This window comes from Ruegeria arenilitoris (genome assembly GCF_013032445.1).
In the GTDB taxonomy this organism is placed as follows: domain Bacteria; phylum Pseudomonadota; class Alphaproteobacteria; order Rhodobacterales; family Rhodobacteraceae; genus Ruegeria; species Ruegeria arenilitoris_F.
Genome location: NZ_WQCA01000016.1, coordinates 1 through 23,238 on the forward strand (window position 1 = coordinate 1; position 23,238 = coordinate 23,238).

The following is a 23,238-nucleotide window of genomic DNA, read 5'->3' on the forward strand; positions in this document are numbered from 1 at the left end:
AAATGCAAGTCATACAAAGGCGTGCGCTTCACTTCAGTCATGGGTCTAACCTTTCAATCAGCGGGACTGGTCACGAACGACCGTGACGGTGCAATGCGCGTTGCGCACGACACGGGCCAGGTTCGGACCAATCTCATAATTCGGGAAATCGCCTTTGGTCGATGCCATGACGATCAGATCGAAGCCTTCTTTGTAAGCAAGCTTCAGGATTTCGCGGTAGACGCTGCCTTCTTCGATGTGGACTGTCACATCGGAAGCACCGCCATGATCCAGAATAGCCTGAACTGCGCCTCGTACGTGGTCCTTGGCACCGGCGCCGTAGTTGGCGGGCAGGTTCGGCAATTGGATGATCTCGGGGATGACGGCAACTGCATGCAGTTCAGCACCGTAGAACTTGGCTTGTTCTTGTGCGAGCGGTAGGGCGTTCTTCCACGAGCGGTCGTCGGTGTGATCAATGGGCAGCAGGATTTTCGTGGCCATCACGTCTCTCCTCGAGATATAGAGTTTTGTTTCAAAGGCGGGGGGCCGGGTTGGCCCCCCGTTTTGGTATCCGAGTTTATTCGGCAGGTGTTCCGCCCGGCTCTTCGGATTTGCCGCCCGAGGCGAAGAACTCTTTCGTCAGTTTGAAGACGATCGGGCTCAGCAAGGCCAGGGCGATCAGGTTCGGGATGGCCATCATGGCGTTCAGCGTATCCGCCAGCAGCCAGATGAAGCCCAGATCCGCTGTTGCGCCGAAGTAGATCGCGACGATCCACAGAACGCGGTAAGGCATCAGGGATTTGACACCCAGCAGGAACTCAACGCATTTCTCGCCATAGAACGACCAGCCGAGGATGGTGGTGAAGGCAAAGATCGACAGCGCAATTGCGATCAGGTGACCGCCGCCCGGTAGCGAGGTTGCGAAGGCCAGCGAGGTCAGGGCCGCGCCCGACTCACCCGAGGTCCACGCACCCGACGCGATGATCGCCAGACCGGTGATCGAGCAGACGATGATGGTGTCGATGAACGTGCCCAGCATCGCGATCAGGCCCTGGTTGACCGGACCTTTGGTCTCGGCTGCTGCGTGCGCGATCGGGGCCGAGCCCAAACCGGCTTCGTTCGAGAATACACCGCGTGCCACACCAAAGCGGATGGCGGCCCAGACAGCTGCGCCCGCGAAACCGCCCTCGGCGGCCGATGGGGTGAAGGCATAGGTGAAGACCAGAGACAGTGCGTTTCCGATTTCGGCGATGTTAATGATCAGAACCAGCAGGCCCGCGATGATGTAGGCGATGGCCATGAACGGAACCAGCTTACCGGCAACCGCGCCAATACGGGTGATACCACCCAGAATAACGGCTGCGGTCAAGACCATCAGGACAACGCCGGTAACCGAGGTGTTCACGCCGAAGTTCGATTCCAGAACCTGCGCCACACCATTGGCCTGAACGCCGTTGCCAATACCGAAGGCTGCAATTGCACCGAACAGTGCGAAGGCGACGCCCAGCCAGGCCCATTTCGCACCCAATCCGTTCTTGATGTAGTACATCGGGCCGCCGACGAAGTTGCCCAGCTCGTCTTTTTCACGGTACTTCACCGCACAGACGGCTTCGGCATATTTGGTGGCCATGCCCACCAGGGCGGTCATCCACATCCAGAACAAAGCGCCCGGACCGCCCAGGAAGACAGCAGTGGCCACACCGGCGATGTTACCCGTACCGATGGTCGCCGACAGCGAAGTCATCAGCGCGTTGAACGGGCTGATTTGCCCTTCGCCCTGACCTTCACGGCCTTTGAACAGCAGGCTGAAGCCTGTGCCAATGCGCAGGATCGGCATGAATTTCAGCCCGACCTGCAGGAAGAAGCCAACGCCGAGGATGAGAACCAGCATCAGCGGCCCCCACACGACGCCATTGATGGCCCCTACGATTGAATTTAACGCTTCCATGGTATTCCTCCCTAGTGCGTCTGGTTTATGCCCCGGCGATGGCCCGTTGGCGGGCCTGCTTGAGGGCGGCAAAGTCTTCGTCCGCGTGAAATGACGAACGGGTCAACGGCGTGGCCGACACGTGCAGAAAGCCTTTGGAGCGGGCGATTTGCTCCAACTGAGCGAACTCTTCCGGTGTCCAGAACCGGTCAATCGGATGATGTTTCGGGGTCGGTTGCAGGTATTGACCGACCGTCAGAAAATCGACATTGGCAGCGCGCAGATCATCCATCACTTGGCGCACATCACTGAGGCGTTCACCCAGGCCGACCATCAGGCCGGATTTGGTAAAGATCTCAGGGTTTGCGCGCTTTGCATCGTCCAACAGGCGTAAAGACGTATAGTACCGTGCTCCGGGACGAACCGTCGGATAGAGATGCGGCACCGTTTCCAGATTGTGGTTGAACACGTCCGGCGCTGCCTGAAACACAATATCAGCGGCGTCACCCTTGCCCAGAAAATCGGGAGTCAGCACCTCGACAGTGGTGCCCGGGTTCTGGTGCCGAACCGCTCGAATTGTCTGGGCGATGTGCTCGGCCCCGCCGTCGACCAGATCGTCCCGGTCCACGGATGTAATCACCACATGGCGCAGCCCCAGTTTCTTGACTGCCACCGCAACGCGACCGGGTTCGAACACATCCAGCGCATCGGGACGACCTGTCGAGACGTTGCAAAAGGAGCAACCCCGCGTGCAGACCTCACCCATGATCATCATGGTCGCGTGGCGCTTGGACCAGCACTCACCGATATTCGGGCAAGCCGCCTCTTCACAGACCGTCGCGAGATCGTGGTCGCGCATCAGACGACGAGTCTCGTAATACTCGGCGCTTTCAATCTTTTTCCGGCGAATCCACTTGGGTTTGCGCTGGACCACGCTGTCGACCTTTTTGGCCTTTTCCGGGTGGCGCGGGCGAAGCTGGACGGTCATCTGGCTGATCTCCCTTATGCGTGGATCGCGCGGCCCATGGCGTCGAGGCAGGCTTCTTTGACCGCCTCTCCCATGGCAGGGTGTGCGTGACAGGTGGTGGCAACCTCGGCGACGGTTGCGCCTTTCGTCATCGCCAGCACCAACTCGGCGATCAGGTCACCGCCATGTGCGCCACAGATATGAGCGCCCAGAATTTTGCCATTCGGATCGGTTAGCACCTTGACTGCGCCGTCGGTTTCCCCGGTCGAGCGGGCGCGCGAATTCGCCATGAACGCGAACTTGCCGACCGTGTATTCGGTGCCCGCGTCTTTTAGCGCTTCTTCTGTCGCCCCGACCGAAGCAACTTCGGGGTCGGTGTAAACAACGCCCGGAACGGTGTTGTAATCCACGTGCCCGGCCTGCCCGGCCAGCATCTCGACGCATGCGACGCCATCTTCCTCGGCCTTATGTGCCAGCATCGGGCCGGGAATGCAGTCGCCAATCGCATAGATGCCGGGCACTGATGTGCGGAAGGTGCCGTCCACCTGAACAAATCCGCGCGGGTCAAGGACCACTCCCAGTTCTTCCAGCCCAAGCCCGCGCGTGACGGGACGGCGTCCGACGGCGATCAGAACTTTGTCGGCCTCAATCACCTCTTCCTTGTCTTTGCCAACCCGATCCAAAGTAAGCGTAAGCCCGGCGTCGGATTTTTCGACGGACTTGAGCGCGCGACCCAACTGGAATTTCAGCCCGCGCTTCGACAGCGCCCGCTGCGCCAGTTTCGCGATCTCGCCATCGATGCCGGGCAGCACGCGGTCGAGATATTCAACAACGGTGACCTTGGCGCCCAATCGCGCCCAGACCTGACCCAGTTCCAGCCCGATCACCCCGGCGCCCACGACAACCAGATGGTCGGGAACGGTTTCCAGCTTGAGCGCCCCGGTCGAGCTGAGGATGTCCTGTTCGTCAATCTCGATCCCGTTCAGAGGGGTCGGTTCCGAGCCGGTAGCGATCAGGATGTTCCGGGCCTCATAGACCTCATCGCCCACCTTGACCTGCCCGTCAGCGGGGATACTGGCCCAGCCTTCGATCAGTTCTACGCCGTTTTTCTTGAACAGGAACGCGATGCCCTTGGTCAAATCGCCGACGATCTTGTCCTTGCGCCCCATCATCGCGGGCACATCGATGCTGGCCCCCTCGACCGCAATGCCATGGGAGGAGAGATGTGCAAGTTCGGCATATTTGGCCGAGGAGGTCAGCAACGCTTTAGAGGGGATGCACCCTACATTCAGACAGGTTCCGCCTAGTGCGCCGCGCCCTTCGACGCAGGCCACTTTCAGCCCCAGCTGAGCCGCGCGGATAGCCGCAACATAGCCGCCCGGGCCGCCCCCGATGACAATAAGATCGTAGGTCATTTCTTGGTCTTTCAGTAGATCGGATGGCTTGCGCACAGGGCGCGGACTTTTTCGCGGGTCGCTTGTTCGACAGTCGCGTCGCCGTCGGGCGACTGTGCCAGCGCGTCCAAAACGTCACCAATCAGATGCCCGATCTGTTTGAATTCCTCGGGACCAAAGCCGCGGCTGCATCCAGCCGCCGTGCCCAGTCGGATGCCGCTGGTGACGGTGGGTTTCTCGGGGTCGCCCGGGACGCTGTTCTTGTTGCAGGTGAAACCGGCACGCTCCAGCGCCGCTTCGGCGTCCTTGCCGGTCACGCCGATGGGGCGAAGGTCGACCAGCATCAGGTGGTTCTCGGTTCCGCCCGAAACGATATCACAACCGCGCGCCATCATGACATTGGCCAGAGCCGAGGCACTATCGACCACGCTCTGCATGTAGTCCTTGAATTCGGGCTTCAGCGCCTCGCCAAAGGCCACTGCCTTACCCGCGATCACGTGCATCAGCGGACCGCCTTGCAGACCTGGGAACACGGCCGAGTTGATCTTTTTCGCCAGCGCCTCGTCATTTGTAAGGATGATCCCGCCGCGTGGGCCGCGCAAAGTTTTGTGCGTCGTCGAGGTCACGACATGCGCATGACCAACGGGTGACGGGTGCAAACCGGTTGCGACCAGACCAGCAATATGGGCCATGTCCGCCAGTAGCCAGGCCCCGACGTCATCCGCGATGGCGCGGAACCGGGCAAAGTCGATCTGCTGGGAATAGGCCGAGGCGCCTGCGATAATCATCTTGGGCTTTTCCGCCTTGGCCAGCGCTTCAACCTGATCATAGTCGATCAGCCCGGCATCGGTCAGACCGTATTGCACCGGACGAAACCACTTGCCCGACTGAGCAGGTTTGGCACCGTGGGTGAGGTGCCCACCCGCATCGAGCGACATACCAAGGATCGTGTCACCGGGGCTGAGCAACGCCAGCTTCACCGCCCCGTTGGCCTGCGCGCCGGAATGAGGCTGCACATTGGCGAACGCACAGCCGAATAGCTTTTTAAGGCGCTCGATCGCCTCAACCTCAACCTCATCCACATATTCGCACCCGCCATAATAGCGGCGACCGGGATAGCCTTCGGCATATTTGTTCGTCAGCACGGACCCCTGCGCATCAATCACGGCCTGCGAAACGATATTCTCGGATGCAATGAGTTCGATTTGTTCTGCTTGGCGCTTGCCTTCGCGTGCAATCGACGCAGCGATGACCGGGTCAGCCTTCGTGAGCGATGTAGTGAACATATTTTCCTCTCGCTGTATATGTGACGTACAAGGGATTTTGTTTCCTATAGTGGAAAAATGACTAAAAAGGCAACACTATTCTCGTAAATGTGAAGTTGTGCATGTCAGGAGAATTGTCTAACCTTCTGCAAAGAGTGGAGATTTTGATGGCAGATGAAGCCCCGAACGACGTTTCCGGACCGGCAGATCATGATGACGGGGCGGCTTTGGGTCGGTCGATCCGGGACGCACGCCGCGCAAAAGGCTGGACTTTGGAAGAAGCCGGGCGCGCTGCGGGAATCGGTCGCTCCACCCTTTCGAAGATCGAAAACAATCAAACCCGGCCCAGCTTCGAGATTGTCAGACGGCTGACACAGGCGCTGGACCTGAGCACTCCTCAACTGTTCCTGCAGTCAGGCCAAACAGGCATTTCCGGACGCCGCGACTACACACCGTTCGGCGGCGGCGAGATACGGGATACATCCACCTATCTTCACGAGTTGCTGTGCTCTGAACTGACCAGCAAACGGATGCTGCCATATATCGCGACGATCAAAGCGCGGGATGTATCCGAATTTGAAACCTGGATTCGCCACAGCGGAGAAGAGTTCATGTATGTGATCAGCGGAGAACTTACGTTCATCTCGGAACACTACCGGCCTTTGCCGATGAAAGCCGGAGACTCGCTATACTACGACAGCGGCATGGGGCATGGCTGCATCTCGACCAGCAAAGAAGATGCCAAAGTTCTGTGGGTTTCATTGGAGTAGACCAACCATCGCTTCCGCATTGGCCAATGGGATTGGTATCTGTAGTGGCTTGAGATCAAAATCCGTTGGGCGCGAGATTATCGCTGTTTCTGGCTCAGATTATCTAAGACTATAAATCGATTTGGGATCACTTTATTTGAGAACGGGATCAGAATAAATGAGACGGGCTCACATTGCTGAGAGTGGGACCGTCGGTGTGAGACCATGCCGACGCCATCACAGCGATAACCCTGCCATCCTCATTCGCTCTGCCAGTTCGCGGGTCCGTGCGGGTTCAAGCTGCCCGTTCAGGAAGCGTGTGATCCCGGCAGGCTTGGACTGAAACTGATCCGCCAATACCTTCACGGAATAGACTTGCCGGGTGAGGTGCGGCTCCAGGTCATCGAAGTCGGGTGCCAGCGTGGCCGATACAATATCTGGGGTGATTGGTTTCAGGCCGGTGCGGGAACCCATCCTCCAAAGCCCGGTTAAAAGGATTCGGCAAACTGTAAGGGTGTGGTCAGGCGCTCTGCCAGCAGGTCGAGCGCTGCCGGTTCGATAATCTCGTCAAGTGGGGCGTCGTCCACGGCACACTGATCCAGCAACCAGTCGAGGTAAGCTCGGGCATCTTCGCCCAATCCTTCAAAGGGTGGGGGATCTGTGCGATGGCCGATCTCCTCCATGGCGGATAACAATATCGTCGAACAGGACCACCGGTTCATCAATGCTGGGCTTTAAAGCTTTTGCCTCTGCAACCCTTGATGGAATCGTGGTCGCTAACATGATCCGCGAGGGCCAACTTACGCCCGGAATCTGACTTTTCAATCAATTCGTCGAACTGGCTGCATAAGCAACGGGTTCGGTGTGAACTCATCGTTCAGTCAGAATCTTCGCAACAGATCCCAGTCTGCAGCCTAGTCTTTACGGACAATTCGCATGATGCTTTCGACGTTGAAATCCAGCCGTTCGTTCAACGCTTGGTCATCCATCAGGTCGCGTTGAAACAGGTAGGATCCCGTAAATCGGTTCGTAAGATAATAGTAGCCGATAGCGGCGATGGTGATGTTCAACTGCGTTGCATCAATGCCGGGGCGGAATTCCCCGAGTTCCTCACCGCGTGTGAGAATGTCCTCTACCATTTCGACCAGTCCTCGGGTGGATTCCAGAAGGCTGGGCAGCGATTTGATATGACGGGCGCGGTGCAGATTCTCGCTGTTGACCAGGGTGATGAACTCGGGGTTCTTCAGGTAGTATTTCCATGTGAACCGAACCAGGGATTCCAGAGCATCCGAAGGCGACAAGGCCTCAAGGTTCAGTTTGCGTTCGGCGCTTCGGATATCCAGATAAGCGGCTTCCAGTACCGTGCGGAACAGCCCCTCCTTACTGCCGAAATAGTGGTACAACATACGTTTGTTGGCGTCGGCACGTTCGGCGATTTCATCTACCCGAGCGCCGCCCAATCCGTGTTTGGCAAATTCCTTCTTCGCGGCCTGCAGGATGCGGGCTTTGGTCGCCTCGGCGTCTCTTTTCTTTTTGATTGTCGTCTTTTCGACCACAGCCACCTCCCTTGTCATGCAGCTGTCCTGGCGCAGCAAATCTGGTCAGAGCATTTCGCACAATTGGCCGAGGTTCTTCAACTGTTCAGTACCAGCCGCCAATTCAGACCGTTCCTATCCCAGTCTTAACGCTTGACACATCGTTTCGTAAAGAAGTAACTAGTTAGTGCATTAAGGGCGTGCGTGCGGCTGTGCGGGATCGTCGCCGGGGAGGGGTCGACACGGGAACGCCATAGATCCCAAGTGCTGATGGAAAAGGGAGGACGTCATGTCATTCATCAAGAAATACATCGAACAAGAGACGATAACCCGTCGTAACCTGCTGCTGGCATCTGTCTACGGTGTAGGTGGGGTTGCCGTTTCAAGTATGCTGGGCGGCATGGCGCGCGCTGCGATTACCGACCCGACCGTTGCCTGGTCGTATCGCAACCGGACAAACCCCTACTGGAACGAAATCGTTTCTGGTGGTGAGGCCTTTGTGGAAAGCCTCGGCAAACCCAAGGATTTCCTGACCCACCTGATCAACGAAGGCTCGTCGGAAAAATCGCTAGCGGACGTCAAGGCGCTGCTGTCCAAGACCAATGGTGAACTGGCTTTGGCGATCGACACCAACGACGCACCCAACGCGCGTCCGGTTGTTGAATCCTGCGTTGAGGCAGGGGCCTATGTATCGACCCTTTGGAACAAGACCGATGACCTGCACCCCTGGGATTTCGGCGACAACTATGTAAGCCACATGAGCTGGTCCGACGAAGGCCCGGCGGAACAGACTGCGCGCATTCTGTTGGACGCCATGGGCGGCTCGGGCGGTGTTGTCCATCTGGGTGGTATCGCGTCGAACAACCCGGCCATTGAACGTCTGGCTGGTCTGAAAACCGCGCTGTTGGATTACCCCGATGCGGAACTGTTGGCTGCGGAACCTGCGGACTGGGATACGCAAAAGGCCAACCAGGTCATGAGCGCTTTCCTGACCCGTTACGGTGATGAGATCAAAGGCGTGCACTGCGCCAACGACACCATTGCCTATGGCGTGCTCGAAGCGTTGCGGGCCGAAGGTATCGAAGACCTGCCGATCGTGTCCTATGACGGTAACCCGCAGGCCGTTGAGCTGGTCGGCGAAGGCAAGATTCTGGCAACCGTGTTCACCAACCCACATTGGGGTGGCGGCATTACGGCGGCATTGGCCTACTACGCAGCCACCGGCCACTTCAAACCGTCTGACGAGCCCAATGAGCATCGCGAATTCTACGGCCCGACCATCATGGTCCGTCCCGAAGACGCGCTGGCGTTCAAGGCGCAGTATTTGGACAGCGCTCCGGCGTATGATTGGAAAGATTTCTGGTCCACGTCGAACGGCCAGATTCAATACAAGTAAAGGTGTCTGCGGGCTGGTACCTGAACCGGCCCGCTTACTCGGGTCTGCGGTGAACGCGACCCCGCCAATTCACTCAGTGGGAGGAAGCACGTGAGCAATGTGCTGACACGGGATGTTCTGATCAAATGGGCGCCCCTGATCGTCCTTTTGGTTCTGGTCCTGTTTTTCACGGCGATGGAGCCTCGATTCTTTTCGCTGCGCAATTTTGCCCGTATTGGCATTTCGTCCGCGCCGGCGCTGATGGTGGCCATCGGGGTCACGTTCATCATCATCATGGGGTCGATTGACCTGTCGATGGAGGGCACCGTGTCGGTCTGCGCCGTGGTGTTTGCGTTTGCCTTTATCGGCATGGGTGGAACGCTGGCGTCCTGGGCCTGGTTGGCCATTCCGCTGGCCCTGCTGGTGGGCTCGGTGATCGGGCTTGTTAACGGTCTTGTTCATGTATTGCTGAAAATCCCTTCTTTCATGGCCTCGCTGGCGATGGGGTTTGTGGGCACCGGCTTTGCCCTGCTGCTGACCGGGGGTGACCGGATCCGGGTCGAGGATGACCTGTTCCGATCCCTGCTGACCGAGCGTTGGTTCGGGTTCCCGATTATGTGCTATGTCGCGCTGCTGTTTCTGCTGATCGCCTGGTTCATCCAGTCGCGCACGACGCTGGGCCGGAACTTCTACGCTGTCGGTGGCGGAGAAGAACTGGCCCATGCCTCGGGCCTGAACGTCAACCGCGTGCGGATCATGGGGTTTGCGTTGGCCGGTATGTTCTATGCCGTCGGCGCGCTGCTGGCGGTTGGACGGATCGGGATTGCCGAAACCGCGACGGGTTCGAACTTCATGTTTGTGTCGATCACTTCAGTTGTGGTTGGCGGCACCGCGCTGTGGGGCGGCATCGGTGGCGTGTGGAACACGCTGATCGGGGTGCTGATCGTCAACGTGATCAACAACGGCATGGTCGTGATCGGACTGCCCGGCTACGTGCAGGACGGTGTTCTGGGCGTGTTGGTCATCGCTGCGGTGGTTCTGTCGACTGACCGCAAATCCGTAACCTTCGTGAAATAGGGGCGGGCTGATGTACGAACTGATCAATGTTGACAAGAAATTCCCCGGCGTCCACGCGCTGAAATCTGTGAACTTTCAGATCGGACGGGGTGAAATCGTGGGTCTGGTTGGCGAAAACGGCGCCGGTAAATCCACCCTGATGAAGGTCATTTACGGTGCCTATCAGCCCGATGGTGGCGACATCACCATCGACGGCACCAAAGTCCGCTTTCAGAACCCGCGTCAGGCTATGGATCACGGCATCGGCATGGTGTTTCAGGAGCAATCCCTAATCACCAACCTGACCGTGATGGAGAACATCTTTCTGGGGTTTGAGCAGCAATTCGTCAGCTATGGCGTGATCAACTGGAAAGCCATGGCCGATGCCGCGCGCAAGCAACTGGCCAAGGTCAAGCTGGATATCGATCCAGCCATGATCACCTCGAAACTGTCCTTTGCCCAGCGTCAGCTGGTTGAGTTGGCCAAGGTGCTGACGTTGGAAGAGCGGATCGACGGCGATCTGGTGATCCTGCTGGACGAACCAACCTCGGTTCTGGCCAAGGAAGAGGTCGAGCTGCTGTTCAGCCTTGTGCGCGAGCTGACCAACCGGGCTTCGTTCATCTTTGTCAGCCACCGCATGGATGAGGTTCTGGACCTGTCCGACCGCATCTACGTGATGAAAGACGGCGAGATTGTCGACGTCGTCGCCCATGACGACGCCGAAGTCGATGCGATCCAGCACAAGATGGTCGGGCGCGACGTAGACAAGGAATATTATCGCGAGCAGAAGCAGAAACCCTATCAGGCTGAGGCGCAGCCGCTGGTTGCCTTCAACGACGTATCCGTGAGCGGCAAATACGCGAATATCTCATTCGAGCTGCGCCCCGGTGAGGTTCTGTGCCTTGTCGGCACCGAAGGGTCAGGACGCGAGGCGATCCTGCGTACGATCTTCGGTCTAGAAACCCCGTCCTCGGGCACGGTGGCGCTCAAAGGCCAAACCGTCGGCAAATTCAACGCGCAGGCCGGCGTGGCAGGCGGCGTAGGGTACATCCCGCGCGAACGCAAGGTCGAAGGTATCGTGGCCGGGATGAACGTCTACGAGAACATGACGCTCAGTCAGATGGGGAATTACGCCAACTCTGGCGTGCTGCGCATTGGCGAGGAAAAGTCGCTGGCCAAGCAGTGGATCGACCGTTTGGCGATCAAGACCCCGGATGTCTACAAGGATTGTGGCGGCTTGTCGGGCGGCAACCAGCAAAAGGTTGTACTGGCCAAGTGGCGCTCTGCCGGGTCGGACATCATCCTGCTGGATCACCCGACGCGTGGCTTGGATATCGGCGCCAAGGAAGACGTCTATGACATGGTGCGCGAAATGTCGGATGACGGCGTGGGCATCATTCTGGTCGCCGATACGCTGGAAGAGGCCATCGGCCTCAGCCACACGATCATCGTTCTGAAGGACGGTGTCGAACAGAAACGTTTCGATTGCAGCCCGGGGGACAAGCCGTCGCTTTATGACCTTGTCCACCATATGATCTGAGGCCACTCCATGAGTTTTGAACGTATCAAACCCCATCTGCCCTGGATCACCCTGCTGGTTCTGGTGCTGGTCGTCGGCGCGGCGGATTCCAACTTTCTGCGGCCGGCGAACCTGATCTCGATGATGGCCGACATTGTGCCGCTGTTCATCATGGCACTGGGGATGACCTTTGCGATCTATATCGGCGGTATCGACCTGTCGGCGCAGTCCATCGCCAATATGACCACCGTGGTTGCAACCATTGCTCTGCCGACCTTTGGCATCGGCGCGGCGCTGCTGTGCATCCTGTCGGGCGTCGTGCTGGGCAGTATCTCGGGCTATGTGACGACGCGGCTTTACGTGCCATCCTTCATCTCGACGCTGGCGGTGGGTGGTATCGCCTTTTCCGCGGCGCAGTACATGTCGGGTCAGCGCGCCCTGTTCATGGATGCGACATTGCGGGATTCGACCTTTGGCTGGATGACCGGCTCGGTTGCCGGACTGCCAAGCGAGCTGATCATTGCGGCCGTTCTGGTTCTGGGCGCATGGTTTCTGCAATCACGGACAACCTTCGGGCGCGCGCTCAAGGCGGTTGGCGCGGGGGAACCTGCAGCCGTCGCCTCGGGGCTGAACGTCAATCGGATCAAAATCATGGCATTTGCGTTGTCCGGCGGACTGGCGGCGATTGCAGGCTTGCTGTTCTCGGTGAAACTCTCTGGTGGTTCTCCCACACTGGCGAACGGGTTCTTGCTGCCTGCAATCGTCGCGGTTCTGGTCGGAGGTACCCCGCTGACCGGTGGTGTCGGCGGGGTCATCAACACGCTGATCGGCACGCTGATCGTGGCAGTGATCCGGTCGTCGATGTTGTATTTCGAGGTGGATGCGACCCAGCAGCAAATGGTGTTCGGCCTGATCCTGATCGCGGCGATTGCGCTGACCATCGACCGGACCAAGCTGAGGGTCGTGAAATGACCGACACCATGAAAGCCGCCGTCCTCGTGAAGTCCGGCCAGTTTGAGGTACGGGAGGTTCCCCGTCCCGAACCCGGTCGGGACGAGGTTCTGGTGCGCATTTCACGGGTCGGTATCTGTGGCACGGATATCCACATTTTCAACGGTCACTATGCGGCGGAAAACCTGCCGATGATCCCCGGGCATGAATTCACCGGAAATGTCGCAGAACTGGGCGAGGGCGTCTCGGGCCTGACCGTCGGTGCGCCGGTGGTTGTTGATATGAATATCGGCTGTGGCACCTGTTTTTGGTGCAGACGGAATGAGATCCTGAACTGCCCCGAGATGCAGCAGATGGGCATCACAATGGATGGGGCCTTTGCCGAATACATCTGTGTTCCGGCAGGGTTGGTGATCCCGGCGCCGAAGGACGTTCCGGCCGATGTGCTCGCCCTGACCGAGCCTCTAGCCTGCGTTGTGCGCTGCGCCCGCAAGGCCAATATCACCTTCGGCCAATCTGTCGTGGTGCTTGGGGCGGGGCCGATCGGAAACCTGCACGTCCAGCTGTTGCGTACTATCGGGGCGGCACCGATAATCGTGGCGGATTTGTCCGAAGACAGGGTGCAGATGGCGTTGGAGGCTGGCGCGGATGTGGGTGTCACCGACCCGTCAGAGCTGGAGGGAACCGTTCTGTGCCATACGGAAGGTCGTGGTGCGGATGTGGTGATAGAAAGCGTCGGGCTGCCTGCGCTTTACCAAAAGGCGGCGCGGCTGATCCGCAAAGGTGGGCATATCGCGGCCTTCGGCCTTACTGGCGCGGGCGAGACATTGCCCGTCGATATTTTGCAAACGATCCTGCAGGAAAACTCGATCAAGGGGTCGGTTGCGGGCATGGGGCAGGATATGCACGACGCTCTGACCTTGCTGACCCATGGCCGGATCAAAACCGAGCGCTTCACCAGTGCCTCATACGCGCTGGATCACATTCAACAGGCGTTTGAAAGCTTTACTGACAGGCCTGGTGATTTGAAGACCCAGATCGTCCTGACGCATTAGCCAAAGTGGGAGGAAAGACCAATGACCGTTGAAGTTTACACGTCCAAACCCGAAGGCATGATCCCCAACAGCCGCTTTCCGCTGCTGATCCATCGCGGAGCGATACCAGGTGGCGGGGTAGATGCAGTAAAGGCCCGGTTCCGTGAAAACGGATGGTGCAACAACTGGGAATATCCCGGGGTGTATGAATACCCTCACTTCCACTCGACCTCTCACGAATGCCTGGGCTGCGCCCGCGGCTGGATGGAGTTCAACCTGTCGGTCGAAGGCTGGACCCGGGTCCGGATCGAGGCCGGTGACGTGATCGTTATGCCCGCCGGGGTCAGCCATGAGATGGTTGGCCATTCCGAGGACATCATGATGTGCGGCGGCTATGCCGGTGGTCGCGATTGGGACAACATTCAGGAAGCCTTCCTGACGCCCGAGATGTTTCAGGCCGCGGTAAAACGGATCATGATGCTGCCGATCCCCGACAAGGACCCCGCGACCGGGGATATTCTGCATCAATGGCATGATGCGCCGTCATCCGTGGATGGCGGCTGGAACGATTTCCGCGACGGGCTGGACGCCTCTGCCTAGCCTACCGCCCCAAATTCGGAGCCTTTCTGATGGACCAAAACAGCCAGATACTGACACCCCCCTCTGAACCCCGCGAGTTCGGGTTTTTCATGGACGGCGATTGGGTGCCTGCCGGGGATCGCGACATGTTCGAGCGGTCTTCGCCCGGACATGGCGTGCCTGTAACTCGCATCCCGCGCTGCACCGAAGAGGATTTGAACGCTGTGGTCGCCTCGGCCCGGACGGCGTTTGATGACCGCCGGTGGTGCGGCCTTTCCGGTGCCGACCGTGCTGCGGTGCTGCTGAAGGCGGCCGAGCTGATCCGCCAGCGCACGGATGAGATCGCCTATTGGGAAACGCTGGAAAACGGCAAACCGATTGCGCAGGCGCGGGGTGAGGTCAGCGGCTGTGTCGGCATGTTCGAATTCGCCGCCGGTCTGGCGCGGGCGCTGCACGGGGACAGTTTCAACAACAGCGGTGATGGAGCCATGGGTATCGTCACGCGCGAGCCGGTCGGCGTGGTCGGCCTGATCACGCCGTGGAACTTCCCGTTCCTGATCCTGTGCGAGCGTGTGCCCTATATTCTGGCGTCGGGCTGCACCATCGTTTCGAAACCATCCGAAGTGACCAGCGCGACGACCCTCTTACTGGCGGAGATCCTGTCGGAGGCCGGTTTGCCGGATGGCGTATTCAACGTGGTCACTGGATCGGGCAGCGTGATTGGTCAGAAACTGGCCGAGCATATGGACGTGGACATGCTGTCATTTACGGGCTCAACCGCAGTGGGCCGCTCGGTCGTTGCGGCGGCAGGGCAGAGTAACTTCAAGAAACTCGGGCTGGAGTTGGGCGGCAAGAACCCGCAGATTGTGTTCGCCGATGCCGATCTGGAAGACGCTGCCGATGGTGTCGCCTTTGGCATCGCGTTCAACACGGGGCAGTGTTGCGTATCAGGTGCGCGGCTGTTGGTCGAACGCTCGGTCGCGGACAAGTTCGCCGAAATGGTCGCCGATAAGCTGCGCAAGGTGCGCGTGGGTGATCCTCTGGACGAGCGTACGCAGGCCGGTGCCATCACCACCGATGCGCAGAACCGGACGATCCTGTCCTACATCGCCAAAGGTCAGGAAGAGGGCGCGACCCTGCTGGCCGGGGGCACCACGCCCGAAATCTCGGGCGGGCAATACATCGATCCGGTCGTCTTTACCGGCGTAACCAACGACATGGTGATCGCCCGCGAAGAGATTTTCGGTCCGGTTCTGGTCGTGATCCCGTTTGACACGATTGACGAGGCGATCTCGATTGCCAACGATACCGAATACGGTCTGGCGGCCAGCGTCTGGACCAAGCATATCGATAAGGCACTGACGATCTCTCGCCGTGTTCAGGCCGGGCGGTTCTGGGTGAACACAACTCTGGCCGGTGGACCCGAGTTGCCGATTGGCGGGTTCAAAGCCTCGGGCTGGGGTCGTGAGGCCGGGATGCATGGGGTCGAAGAATACACGCAGATCAAGTCGATCCATGTCGAGATCGGCAAACGGTCGCATTGGGTAGAGTGATGGCTGAAACCGGATATGACTATATCATCGTCGGCGGCGGCTCGGCCGGATGCGTTCTGGCCAACCGACTGACCGAGGACAGCGCGGTCAGGGTGCTGCTGCTTGAGGCAGGTGGCAAGGACAGCCATCCATTGATCCACATGCCGGTGGGCTTTGCCAAGATGACCGATGGCCCTCATACATGGGGTTTTACCACGGTCCCGCAGGTCAACGCCAACAACCGCGAGATTCCCTACGCGCAGGGTCGCGTGATCGGCGGCGGCAGCTCGATCAATGCCGAGGTGTTCACCCGCGGCAATCCCATCGACTACGACCGCTGGGCCAACGAAGAAGGCTGCGAAGACTGGGCGTTCAAGGACATCCAGAAGTACTTCGTCCGGTCCGAGCGCAATGCCATCCTGTCCGGCGACTGGCACGGAACCGAAGGACCGCTGGGTGTGTCGAACCTTGATGCTCCGCAGAAGATGACCCGGGCCTTCGTACGTTCCTGTCAGGAAGCGGGCATCCCTTACAACCCGGATTTCAATGGTCCGGTTCAGGAAGGCGCCGGCGTCTATCAGACGACCACGTGGAACGCCAAGCGCTGTTCTGCCGCGGTGGGGTATCTGAAACCTGTCCTGTCGCGCGCGAACCTGACGCTGGAAACTGGATGCCAGGTACACCGCGTAGTCATCGAGGCAGGCCGAGCCACTGGCGTCGAATACGATAGGGGCGGGCAGATGCGCAAGGCCACCGCTGATCAGGAGGTTCTGGTAACCTCGGGTGCGATCGGGACGCCCAAGCTGATGCTGTTGTCCGGCGTTGGCCCTGCAGCGCATTTGCGTGAGCATGGGATCGAGGTCAAACAGGACCTGCCGGGCGTTGGTGAAAACCTGAACGACCATTTCGGTATCGACATCGTGGCCGAGCTGAACGGCCATCACAGCCTGGACAAATACAATAAGCCGCATTGGGCTGTCTGGGCCGGGATGCAGTATTACCTGTACGGCTCGGGGCCGGTGGCGTCGAATGTCGTTGAAGGCGGCGCGTTCTGGTATGCGGACAATTCTCAGTCTGCGCCGGACCTTCAGTTCCACTTCCTGGCTGGCGCAGGGGCCGAGGCCGGGGTGCCGAGCGTGCCGAAAGGCAGCTCTGGCATCACGCTGAACTCTTACACTCTGCGTCCCAAGGCGCGGGGCACCGTGCGGCTGCGGTCTAACAGGGTTGAGGACATGCCTCTGGTCGATCCCAACTTCCTCGGGCATCCAGATGATCTGAAAACCTCGGTCGAAGGGGTCAAGCACAGCGTCGAAATCTTCAGGCAAAAAAGCCTGCAGAAATACATCCGTCAGATCCGTTTCCCCGATGACAGCGTGAAAACGCAGGCCGATTTCGAGGCCTATGCGCGGCAATACGGCCGGACGTCCTATCACCCGACCTGTACCTGCAAGATGGGAGTGGATGAAATGGCGGTGGTTGATCCGCAGATGCGTGTGCGGGGGATCGACGGGCTGCGGATTTGCGACAGCTCGGCCATGCCCAGCCTGATCGGATCAAATACCAACGCGCCGACGATCATGATGGCGGAAAAGGCCTCAGACATGATCCGGGGAAATCACTGAGTTATTAAGCTCTCAACGGCTCAGGGGTATTCCCGGAAACAGGCGGTGCCTCTGCCGGCACCGCCTTTTTTCATTCAATCCCACTTGGGCGCCCAAGGCACCAAGTCTTCGCCAACAATTCGGTAACCGGTGTGGGTTTTGGCGTCGATCCGGTCCATGTCGCTGCTGGACAGGGTGAAATCCATAACGTCGAAGTTGGCGTCGATATTGGCGCGTTTGGTCGACATCGTGTTGATCGAAACACCTTTCTGCAAAATCCAGCGCAAGACAACCTGTCCCGCAGTCTTGCCGTAGGTCTGGCCAATCTCGTCAAAGATCGAGTGTTTGAAGACCTCGCCGCGCGCGACCGAGCAGTAGGACGACAGGGGAATGCCGGTTTCCGAGGCCGCCGCCAGCAGAGTGTTTTGATTGAGCAGCGGGTGAAACTCGACCTGATTGGTGACCAGCGGCGTGTCGATGATCTTGACCGCGTCGCGCATCATCTGGGCGGTGTAGTTCGATACGCCGATATTCTTGGCCAGCCCCTTGGCGTGGGCCTGTTCCAGCAGTTTCAACGACGGGGCGATATCTTCGCCAATCGGCGGCCAGTGCAGCAGCAGGACGTCGACATAGCCCAGTTGCAGTTTCTTCAGGCTTTCCTCCACTGACGGAATGAATGCCTCTTCGGTGAAATTGTCGGGGTGAACCTTTGTGGTCACGCAGATTTCGTCCCGGTCGAAACCAAGCTCGGCCAGAGCGTCGCCGGTTTCCTTTTCATTCTCATACATCTGCGCGGTGTCGAACGAGCGATACCCAACCTCGGCAGCGATCTTCATCGCATCGCGAAGCTCGTCCCCGGTTAGGGGATAGGTGCCGAAGGTGCGCTGATTTGTTTTCTGAAAGTAAATGTTCACGGTGATCCTCCCAAAGAACAACTTTGAAAGTAACTTAATAGTTACTTAGCGTCAGGTCAATTCCCGCGTTTTGCTAATACCTGTTGATTTTCGCGGTCTCTCACGGCATAAAAGATATAACCAGTTAGTTACTTTCGTGAGGATCGCATGACCAAGCAGATGACGGCGCGCGAAGCAGCAAATCTTGTGCCTGACGGGGCGACCGTGGCGGTGAATTCGTCCAGCGGCCTGTGCTGTCCGGATGCGGTTCTCAAAGGTCTTGGCGAACGTTTTGAAGATGAAGGCGCACCACGGGACCTGACGACGATTCACCCAATCGCAGCGGGTGATATGTTCGGCACCAAAGGGGTGGATCACATCGCTAAGCCGGGACTTCTGACTCGGATCATCGGAGGGTCGTACCCGTCGGGTCCCAGCAAGGCGGAACCCCCCTTGGTGTGGCAGATGATCACCGCCGAACAGGTGCGCGCCTATAACGTGCCCTCGGGTATTATTTTCGACATGCTGCGCGAGGCGGCGGCCAAGCGTCCGGGCGTTCTGACCAAGGTGGGCATGGACACATTTGTCGATCCCGACATCGAAGGCTGTGCTATGAATGACGCGGCCCGCGCCGAACCCATCGTCAAGCGTATGGAGTTCGAGGGCGACGACTGGCTGTATTTCAAATCCATGGCCCCTAATGTCGCGATCATCCGCGCGACCACGGCTGACGAAAAGGGCAATCTGAGCTTTGAACACGAAGGCGCCTATCTGGGTGCGATGGAAATGGCGCTGGCCGCGCGCAACAATGGCGGCGTGGTCATCGCGCAGGCCAAGCGTGTCGCCGCCGCAGGCAGCATCCGCCCGCATGATGTGCATGTGCCGGGTATTCTGGTGGATGCTATCGTTGAAGCGCCGGATCAGCTGCAAACCACTGCCACCGAATATGATCCCGCGATTTCAGGTGAGTTGACGCGTCCGCTGGAAAGTTTCCGAACGGCCGAGTTCAATGTGGGCAAGGTGATTGCGCGCCGTGTGGCGATGGAGTTGAAGGACGGCTGGGCGGTCAATATCGGCTTTGGCATCTCAGCCAATGTCCCCCGCATTCTGGTTGAGGAAGGCCTCCACGGCTCGGTCACATGGATGATCGAACAGGGGGCTGTGGGCGGCGTGCCGCTGCTGGACTTCAAATTCGGTTGTTCGGCCAATGCCGAGGCGTTCGTGCCCTCGCCACATCAGTTCTGCTATTTCCAGGCGGGCGGGTTTGATGCCTCGCTCTTGTCGTTCCTCGAAGTCGACAAACACGGATCAGTCAATGTCTCGCGTCTGTCGGCCATTCCACACCGGACGGCGGGAGCGGGTGGTTTTGTCGATATCACGGCGCGTGCCCGCAAGATCGTGTTCTCGGGAAATTTCAACGCCGGGGCTAAGATGGCAATTGAAAACGGACAGGTTAAAATCCTGCAAGAGGGCAAAGTTGCTAAATTCGTCGATGAAGTCGATCAGATTTCCTTCTCGGGCACACGCGCCAAGGCGCAGGGGCAGGACGTGACCTATGTGACCGAACGCTGTGTCATCAAACTGACCGATCAGGGGTTGATGGTCACGGAAATCGCGCCCGGTCTGGACGTGCAGCGCGACGTTCTGGATCAGGCCGCAACACCTTTGTTGGTGTCGGATGATCTGAAAACCATGGATACCGCCCTATTTAATCCGGCCCTGATGGGGCTGGACCTGACTGCCGCGTGATGGAACACTTTCTGCTGGATATCAGCGACGGAATTGCCCGTCTGACGCTCAACCGGCCCGAGCGGCTTAACGCTCTGACCGAGAAGATGATGGATGATCTGATGGCGCTGTGTCGTCAGATCGAACATGCCGAGGATGCGCATGTTGTGATCCTGACCGGGGCTGGCAAAGCCTTCTGCGCGGGTGGTGATATTGACGCTTGGGCGGCACGGTCGGTGGAGGGGTTCGGGCGCCACTGGTTGCGCGATGGCCATCAGGCATTGGATGCGCTGACCCGTTTGCGTCAACCGGTGATTGCGGTTCTAAATGGCCATGTACTGGGCGGTGGATTGGAACTGGCGGCCTGTGCCGACTATCGCATTGCGGAATCGCATATCCGCATTGGACAGCCGGAACCCGCGCTTGGGATCATCCCCGGCTGGTCTGGGACGCAGCGCACCGTGCGCCGTTTCGGCTCACAATTGGTACGACGCATGGCGATCTTTGGTGAGGAGTTTTCCGCGAGCGATGCTCTGACCTTAGGTCTGGTCGATCTAGTCGCAGAAAAAGGTCAGGGTCTTGCGGCTGCTACGGATCTGGCCGATCGGATGCGCCATCGCGGGCCGGTCGCGACCGAGTTGGTGAAAATGCTGATCAACGCCGCCGAAGGCGAAGAGAGTGAGCGGGTGTTTGAATCGCTAGCAGGTTGGGTCGCCGCCGCGCAGCCCGAGTTACAGGTCGGTCTGGCCGCATTCAAAGACCGCAAAAAGGCGGATTTCTGGTAATCGTCTCTGGGAGGGAAGAACGAAATGATACGTCATCTGGTGCATCTGCGCTTTGAAAGCGATGTCTCCGAGGCTGAGAAGTCCGCTCTTTATATGGATCTGGAAGGTTTGAATGGGCATATCGACGGTATTGTCGATTTCCAGAGTCGCAGAAATGTGTCTGTCGAAACCGATCTTGTGCGCGATTTCAACGACATGTTCTGGTTTGACTTCCGGGATGCGGCAGTACGAGATGCGTACCTTGTCGACCCGACCCATCAGGAAATCGGCGGCCGCATCGTGGCGAAAACCGTGGGCGGTGTGGACGGCGTGTTTGTCTGCGATATCGAGGTTTGATCGCGGAGCCTAACAGCAGGTTCTGAAGCGATCCACGATCACGTCCAGAACCTCGTTCGGGTCTCGTTTCCACCATTTCTCGGCCGAGAAAATCTCAACCTCGCACAGGCCATCATACCCCGCATCCTCAACGGCCGCGCGCAGCGCGTACAGATCGGCAACGCCGTCGCCCATCATGCCCCGGTCCAGCAGGACGTCCGAGGTATCGGCCAGCCAGTCGCATAGGTGATAGCCGAGAATCCGGCCCTTGGCGCGGGTGGCCAGCGTATCGGCCAGTGTCGTGTCCCACCAGACGTGATAAACGTCGATGGCAACGCCCACATTATCCGCGCCAACCGTTTCGCAGACGTTCAGCGCATCCGCTGCGGTCATCAGACAGGTACGGTTGCCGGCGGTCGCTGGGTTCAGCGGTTCAAGGGCCAGTTTCACACCGCGTTCCGCTGCGTATGGGGCCGCGCGCGCCACGCGGTCCGCAAGGATTTTCTGGCTATCCAGAACCCCTTTGGTTCCCGGTTCCGGGCCGCCGGTCACGATGGTCAGGACATCAGTTTCCAGCGCGGCGGCCTGATCGATCGACAGGTGAAAATCATCCATGATTTCCTGATCGGAAGGCAGCGCAAGCGGCCCGGTCAGGAACGGTGTGCGGCACAAGCCGACAACCTGCATCCCTGCTTCGCGCACACGCTGGCCGATCTGCGCCGCGCGCGCGTCCAGCTCGCGCCGCCAGAAGGTAATACCGCCATATCCGCGTGCTGCGCAGGCATTGATCACCTGCTCTGGGCTCCACCCCGCGCCGTGGCCATCTAGATTGTGACCCAGAGTGGCCGTGTTCAGCGCCAGCGCGGAGTGATCCTGCGAAAAATCGCGCATTGTGCTCAGGCCCCGTAGAGTTTCAGCATGTGCCCCATGCGTTCAACCGCCAGATCGGGATCGCGCAGCAACCCGCATTCATCGGCTATTTTGAAACAGTCTGTGAAATAGGGCAGGGACCGGGTCGCCTGCGCGCCGTTCAGCATAATGAAATGGTCCTGAAACCCGTTCAGCCAGGCCAGAAACACAACGCCGGTTTTATAGTACTGGGTCGGCGCCCGGAAGATATGACGCGCCAGCGGCACGGTCGGATCAAGTGTTGCGCGGAAGGTCTTGGCGTCTCCGGCGCTCAGCTTGCTGACCGCATAAGCCGCTGCAGGGGCAAGAGGGTCAAAAATCCCCAGCAGCGCGTGCGAGTGGCCCTGATCGTCGCCTTCGATCAGCTCGGGGTAGTTAAAGTCGTCGCCCGTATACATGCGAACGCCTTCAGGCAGGCGGCGGCGCATGATGATCTCTTTCTCGGCGTCCAAAAGAGAAATCTTGATCCCGTCCACCTTGTCCACATTGGCTCCGATGATCGACAGCGCGGTGTCGAGCGCATCGTCAAAGCTGTCTGATCCCCAGTACCCGACAAGCTGCGGGTCAAACATCGCACCCAGCCAGTGCAGGATGACAGGTTCATCACAGGCGGCCAGAACGTCGTTGTAAACCGAGATATAGTCATCCGGCCCGGTCGCCACTTTGGCCAAAGCGCGCGAAGCCATCAGGATGATCTGCCCGCCCAGTTTCTGGATCGCCTCAACTTGCTCAAGATAAGCGCGGCGCACGTCATCCAGCGATTTCGCATCCGCCGGGTCCAGATGATCCGTGCCGCAGCCATTGCCGACCAGCGCGTCGGGCAGTTCTTCCTTGGTGCGCCGGATCAGTTCCAGCGCGCCGTTCCAATCCAGCCCCATGCCGCGCTGCGCGGTGTCCATCGCTTCGGCGATGCCCATGCCCATTCCGGCCAGATAGTGGCGGAATTCCATGGTCTTGCCCCAGTCTACATGGGCCGGGCCGGTAGGGTCGTGATCGCCAAAGGGGTCCGCCACCACATGGGCTGCGGAATATAGAATCCGAGCCGAGTTTGGGGTCAGCTTCGACGGCGCGACCGGGGTGCCGACTAGCGCATAGTCTTGCAGTTTTCCGGTGGTATCAGGCAGCTGAATTTTCATCGAAATACC

Annotated in this window: 23 protein-coding genes; 12 read left to right on the top strand and 11 right to left on the bottom strand. The window is 59.0% G+C overall.

The annotated features are described in order from the left end of the window. Positions 1-57 precede the first annotated feature (57 nt). The 5 genes from GOW98_RS20050 to glyA all read right to left on the bottom strand — a co-directional run bounded on the left by GOW98_RS20050 (position 58) and on the right by glyA (position 5,553). Complete coding sequence (locus tag GOW98_RS20050) at positions 58-480, bottom strand: universal stress protein (protein WP_170335368.1); 423 nt, start codon at positions 478-480, stop codon at positions 58-60. 76 nt (positions 481-556) lie between these two features. Further along, positions 557-1,927 carry an alanine/glycine:cation symporter family protein gene (locus GOW98_RS20055; protein ID WP_170335370.1) on the bottom strand — a complete coding sequence of 457 codons (1,371 nt, stop codon included), beginning with the start codon at positions 1,925-1,927 and terminating at the stop codon, positions 557-559. A gap of 25 nt (positions 1,928-1,952) precedes the next feature. Beyond that, the gene (lipA, locus tag GOW98_RS20060; RefSeq protein ID WP_170335372.1) at positions 1,953-2,894 is read right to left on the bottom strand and encodes a lipoyl synthase; all 942 of its coding nucleotides are present in this window, start codon (positions 2,892-2,894) and stop codon (positions 1,953-1,955) included. A 14-nt stretch (positions 2,895-2,908) separates the two neighbouring features. Further along, a complete protein-coding gene (gene lpdA / locus GOW98_RS20065; protein ID WP_170335373.1) occupies positions 2,909-4,288 on the bottom strand; it encodes a dihydrolipoyl dehydrogenase in 1,380 nt (459 codons plus the stop codon). A gap of 11 nt (positions 4,289-4,299) precedes the next feature. Then, entirely contained in the window at positions 4,300-5,553 is a 1,254-nt protein-coding gene (glyA, locus tag GOW98_RS20070) for a serine hydroxymethyltransferase (protein WP_170335374.1), read from the bottom strand. A 146-nt stretch (positions 5,554-5,699) separates the two neighbouring features. On the opposite strand from glyA, the gene GOW98_RS20075 reads away from it, so the two are divergent. After that, positions 5,700-6,302, top strand: coding sequence for a helix-turn-helix domain-containing protein (locus tag GOW98_RS20075; protein ID WP_170335375.1), 603 nt, complete (start codon positions 5,700-5,702; stop codon positions 6,300-6,302). 216 nt (positions 6,303-6,518) lie between these two features. On the opposite strand, the gene GOW98_RS20080 is transcribed toward GOW98_RS20075, so the two are convergent. The 3 genes from GOW98_RS20080 to GOW98_RS20090 all read right to left on the bottom strand — a co-directional run bounded on the left by GOW98_RS20080 (position 6,519) and on the right by GOW98_RS20090 (position 7,855). Next, positions 6,519-6,755 (bottom strand): phosphoribulokinase, encoded by a 237-nt coding sequence (locus tag GOW98_RS20080; RefSeq protein ID WP_170335376.1) that lies wholly within the window; start codon positions 6,753-6,755, stop codon positions 6,519-6,521. Positions 6,756-6,769: 14 nt separating this feature from the next. Beyond that, complete coding sequence (locus GOW98_RS20085; protein WP_170335377.1) at positions 6,770-7,003, bottom strand: hypothetical protein; 234 nt, start codon at positions 7,001-7,003, stop codon at positions 6,770-6,772. A 192-nt stretch (positions 7,004-7,195) separates the two neighbouring features. Beyond that, positions 7,196-7,855, bottom strand: coding sequence for a TetR/AcrR family transcriptional regulator (locus tag GOW98_RS20090; protein ID WP_170335378.1), 660 nt, complete (start codon positions 7,853-7,855; stop codon positions 7,196-7,198). Between the two features lie 250 nt (positions 7,856-8,105). Between GOW98_RS20090 and GOW98_RS20095 the strand changes: the two genes are divergently transcribed. The 8 genes from GOW98_RS20095 to GOW98_RS20130 all read left to right on the top strand — a co-directional run bounded on the left by GOW98_RS20095 (position 8,106) and on the right by GOW98_RS20130 (position 17,484). Beyond that, a complete protein-coding gene (locus GOW98_RS20095; protein ID WP_170335379.1) occupies positions 8,106-9,212 on the top strand; it encodes a sugar ABC transporter substrate-binding protein in 1,107 nt (368 codons plus the stop codon). 90 nt (positions 9,213-9,302) lie between these two features. Beyond that, entirely contained in the window at positions 9,303-10,268 is a 966-nt protein-coding gene (locus GOW98_RS20100) for an ABC transporter permease (protein ID WP_170335381.1), read from the top strand. A 10-nt stretch (positions 10,269-10,278) separates the two neighbouring features. After that, positions 10,279-11,787: a sugar ABC transporter ATP-binding protein gene (locus GOW98_RS20105; protein ID WP_170335384.1), complete on the top strand. Its 1,509-nt coding sequence runs from the start codon at positions 10,279-10,281 to the stop codon at positions 11,785-11,787. A gap of 9 nt (positions 11,788-11,796) precedes the next feature. Then, a complete protein-coding gene (locus GOW98_RS20110; protein WP_170327597.1) occupies positions 11,797-12,738 on the top strand; it encodes an ABC transporter permease in 942 nt (313 codons plus the stop codon). Further along, positions 12,735-13,772, top strand: coding sequence for a zinc-dependent alcohol dehydrogenase (locus tag GOW98_RS20115; RefSeq protein ID WP_217359658.1), 1,038 nt, complete (start codon positions 12,735-12,737; stop codon positions 13,770-13,772). The genes GOW98_RS20110 and GOW98_RS20115 overlap by 4 nt, the downstream gene beginning before the upstream one ends. 21 nt (positions 13,773-13,793) lie before the next feature. Then, complete coding sequence (locus GOW98_RS20120; RefSeq protein ID WP_170335386.1) at positions 13,794-14,351, top strand: hypothetical protein; 558 nt, start codon at positions 13,794-13,796, stop codon at positions 14,349-14,351. Positions 14,352-14,380: 29 nt separating this feature from the next. After that, entirely contained in the window at positions 14,381-15,883 is a 1,503-nt protein-coding gene (locus GOW98_RS20125) for an aldehyde dehydrogenase family protein (protein ID WP_170335388.1), read from the top strand. After that, on the top strand, positions 15,883-17,484 hold the full coding sequence (locus tag GOW98_RS20130) for a GMC family oxidoreductase (RefSeq protein ID WP_170335390.1): 1,602 nt from the start codon (positions 15,883-15,885) through the stop codon (positions 17,482-17,484). Before GOW98_RS20125 ends, GOW98_RS20130 begins: the two co-directional genes overlap by 1 nt. 74 nt (positions 17,485-17,558) lie before the next feature. Here GOW98_RS20130 and GOW98_RS20135 read toward each other — a convergent pair whose 3' ends face one another. After that, positions 17,559-18,377, bottom strand: a complete 819-nt coding sequence (locus GOW98_RS20135; protein ID WP_170335392.1) for an aldo/keto reductase — start codon at positions 18,375-18,377, stop codon at positions 17,559-17,561. Between the two features lie 147 nt (positions 18,378-18,524). Here GOW98_RS20135 and GOW98_RS20140 point away from each other — a divergent pair, with 147 nt between their 5' ends. Genes GOW98_RS20140 through GOW98_RS20150 form a run of 3 tightly spaced genes read left to right on the top strand, consistent with a single transcriptional unit; the run spans position 18,525 to position 21,205 of the window. Then, on the top strand, positions 18,525-20,105 hold the full coding sequence (locus GOW98_RS20140; RefSeq protein ID WP_170335394.1) for an acyl CoA:acetate/3-ketoacid CoA transferase: 1,581 nt from the start codon (positions 18,525-18,527) through the stop codon (positions 20,103-20,105). Then, positions 20,105-20,869 (top strand): enoyl-CoA hydratase/isomerase family protein, encoded by a 765-nt coding sequence (locus GOW98_RS20145; protein WP_170335396.1) that lies wholly within the window; start codon positions 20,105-20,107, stop codon positions 20,867-20,869. The genes GOW98_RS20140 and GOW98_RS20145 overlap by 1 nt, the downstream gene beginning before the upstream one ends. Positions 20,870-20,893: 24 nt before the next feature. Next, positions 20,894-21,205, top strand: coding sequence for a Dabb family protein (locus GOW98_RS20150; protein ID WP_170335399.1), 312 nt, complete (start codon positions 20,894-20,896; stop codon positions 21,203-21,205). Positions 21,206-21,214: 9 nt separating this feature from the next. On the opposite strand, the gene GOW98_RS20155 is transcribed toward GOW98_RS20150, so the two are convergent. Both GOW98_RS20155 and GOW98_RS20160 read right to left on the bottom strand, forming a co-directional pair. After that, positions 21,215-22,075 (bottom strand): sugar phosphate isomerase/epimerase family protein, encoded by an 861-nt coding sequence (locus GOW98_RS20155; RefSeq protein ID WP_170335401.1) that lies wholly within the window; start codon positions 22,073-22,075, stop codon positions 21,215-21,217. A gap of 5 nt (positions 22,076-22,080) precedes the next feature. Continuing rightward, on the bottom strand, positions 22,081-23,229 hold the full coding sequence (locus GOW98_RS20160) for a dihydrodipicolinate synthase family protein (RefSeq protein ID WP_170335403.1): 1,149 nt from the start codon (positions 23,227-23,229) through the stop codon (positions 22,081-22,083). Positions 23,230-23,238 lie beyond the last annotated feature (9 nt).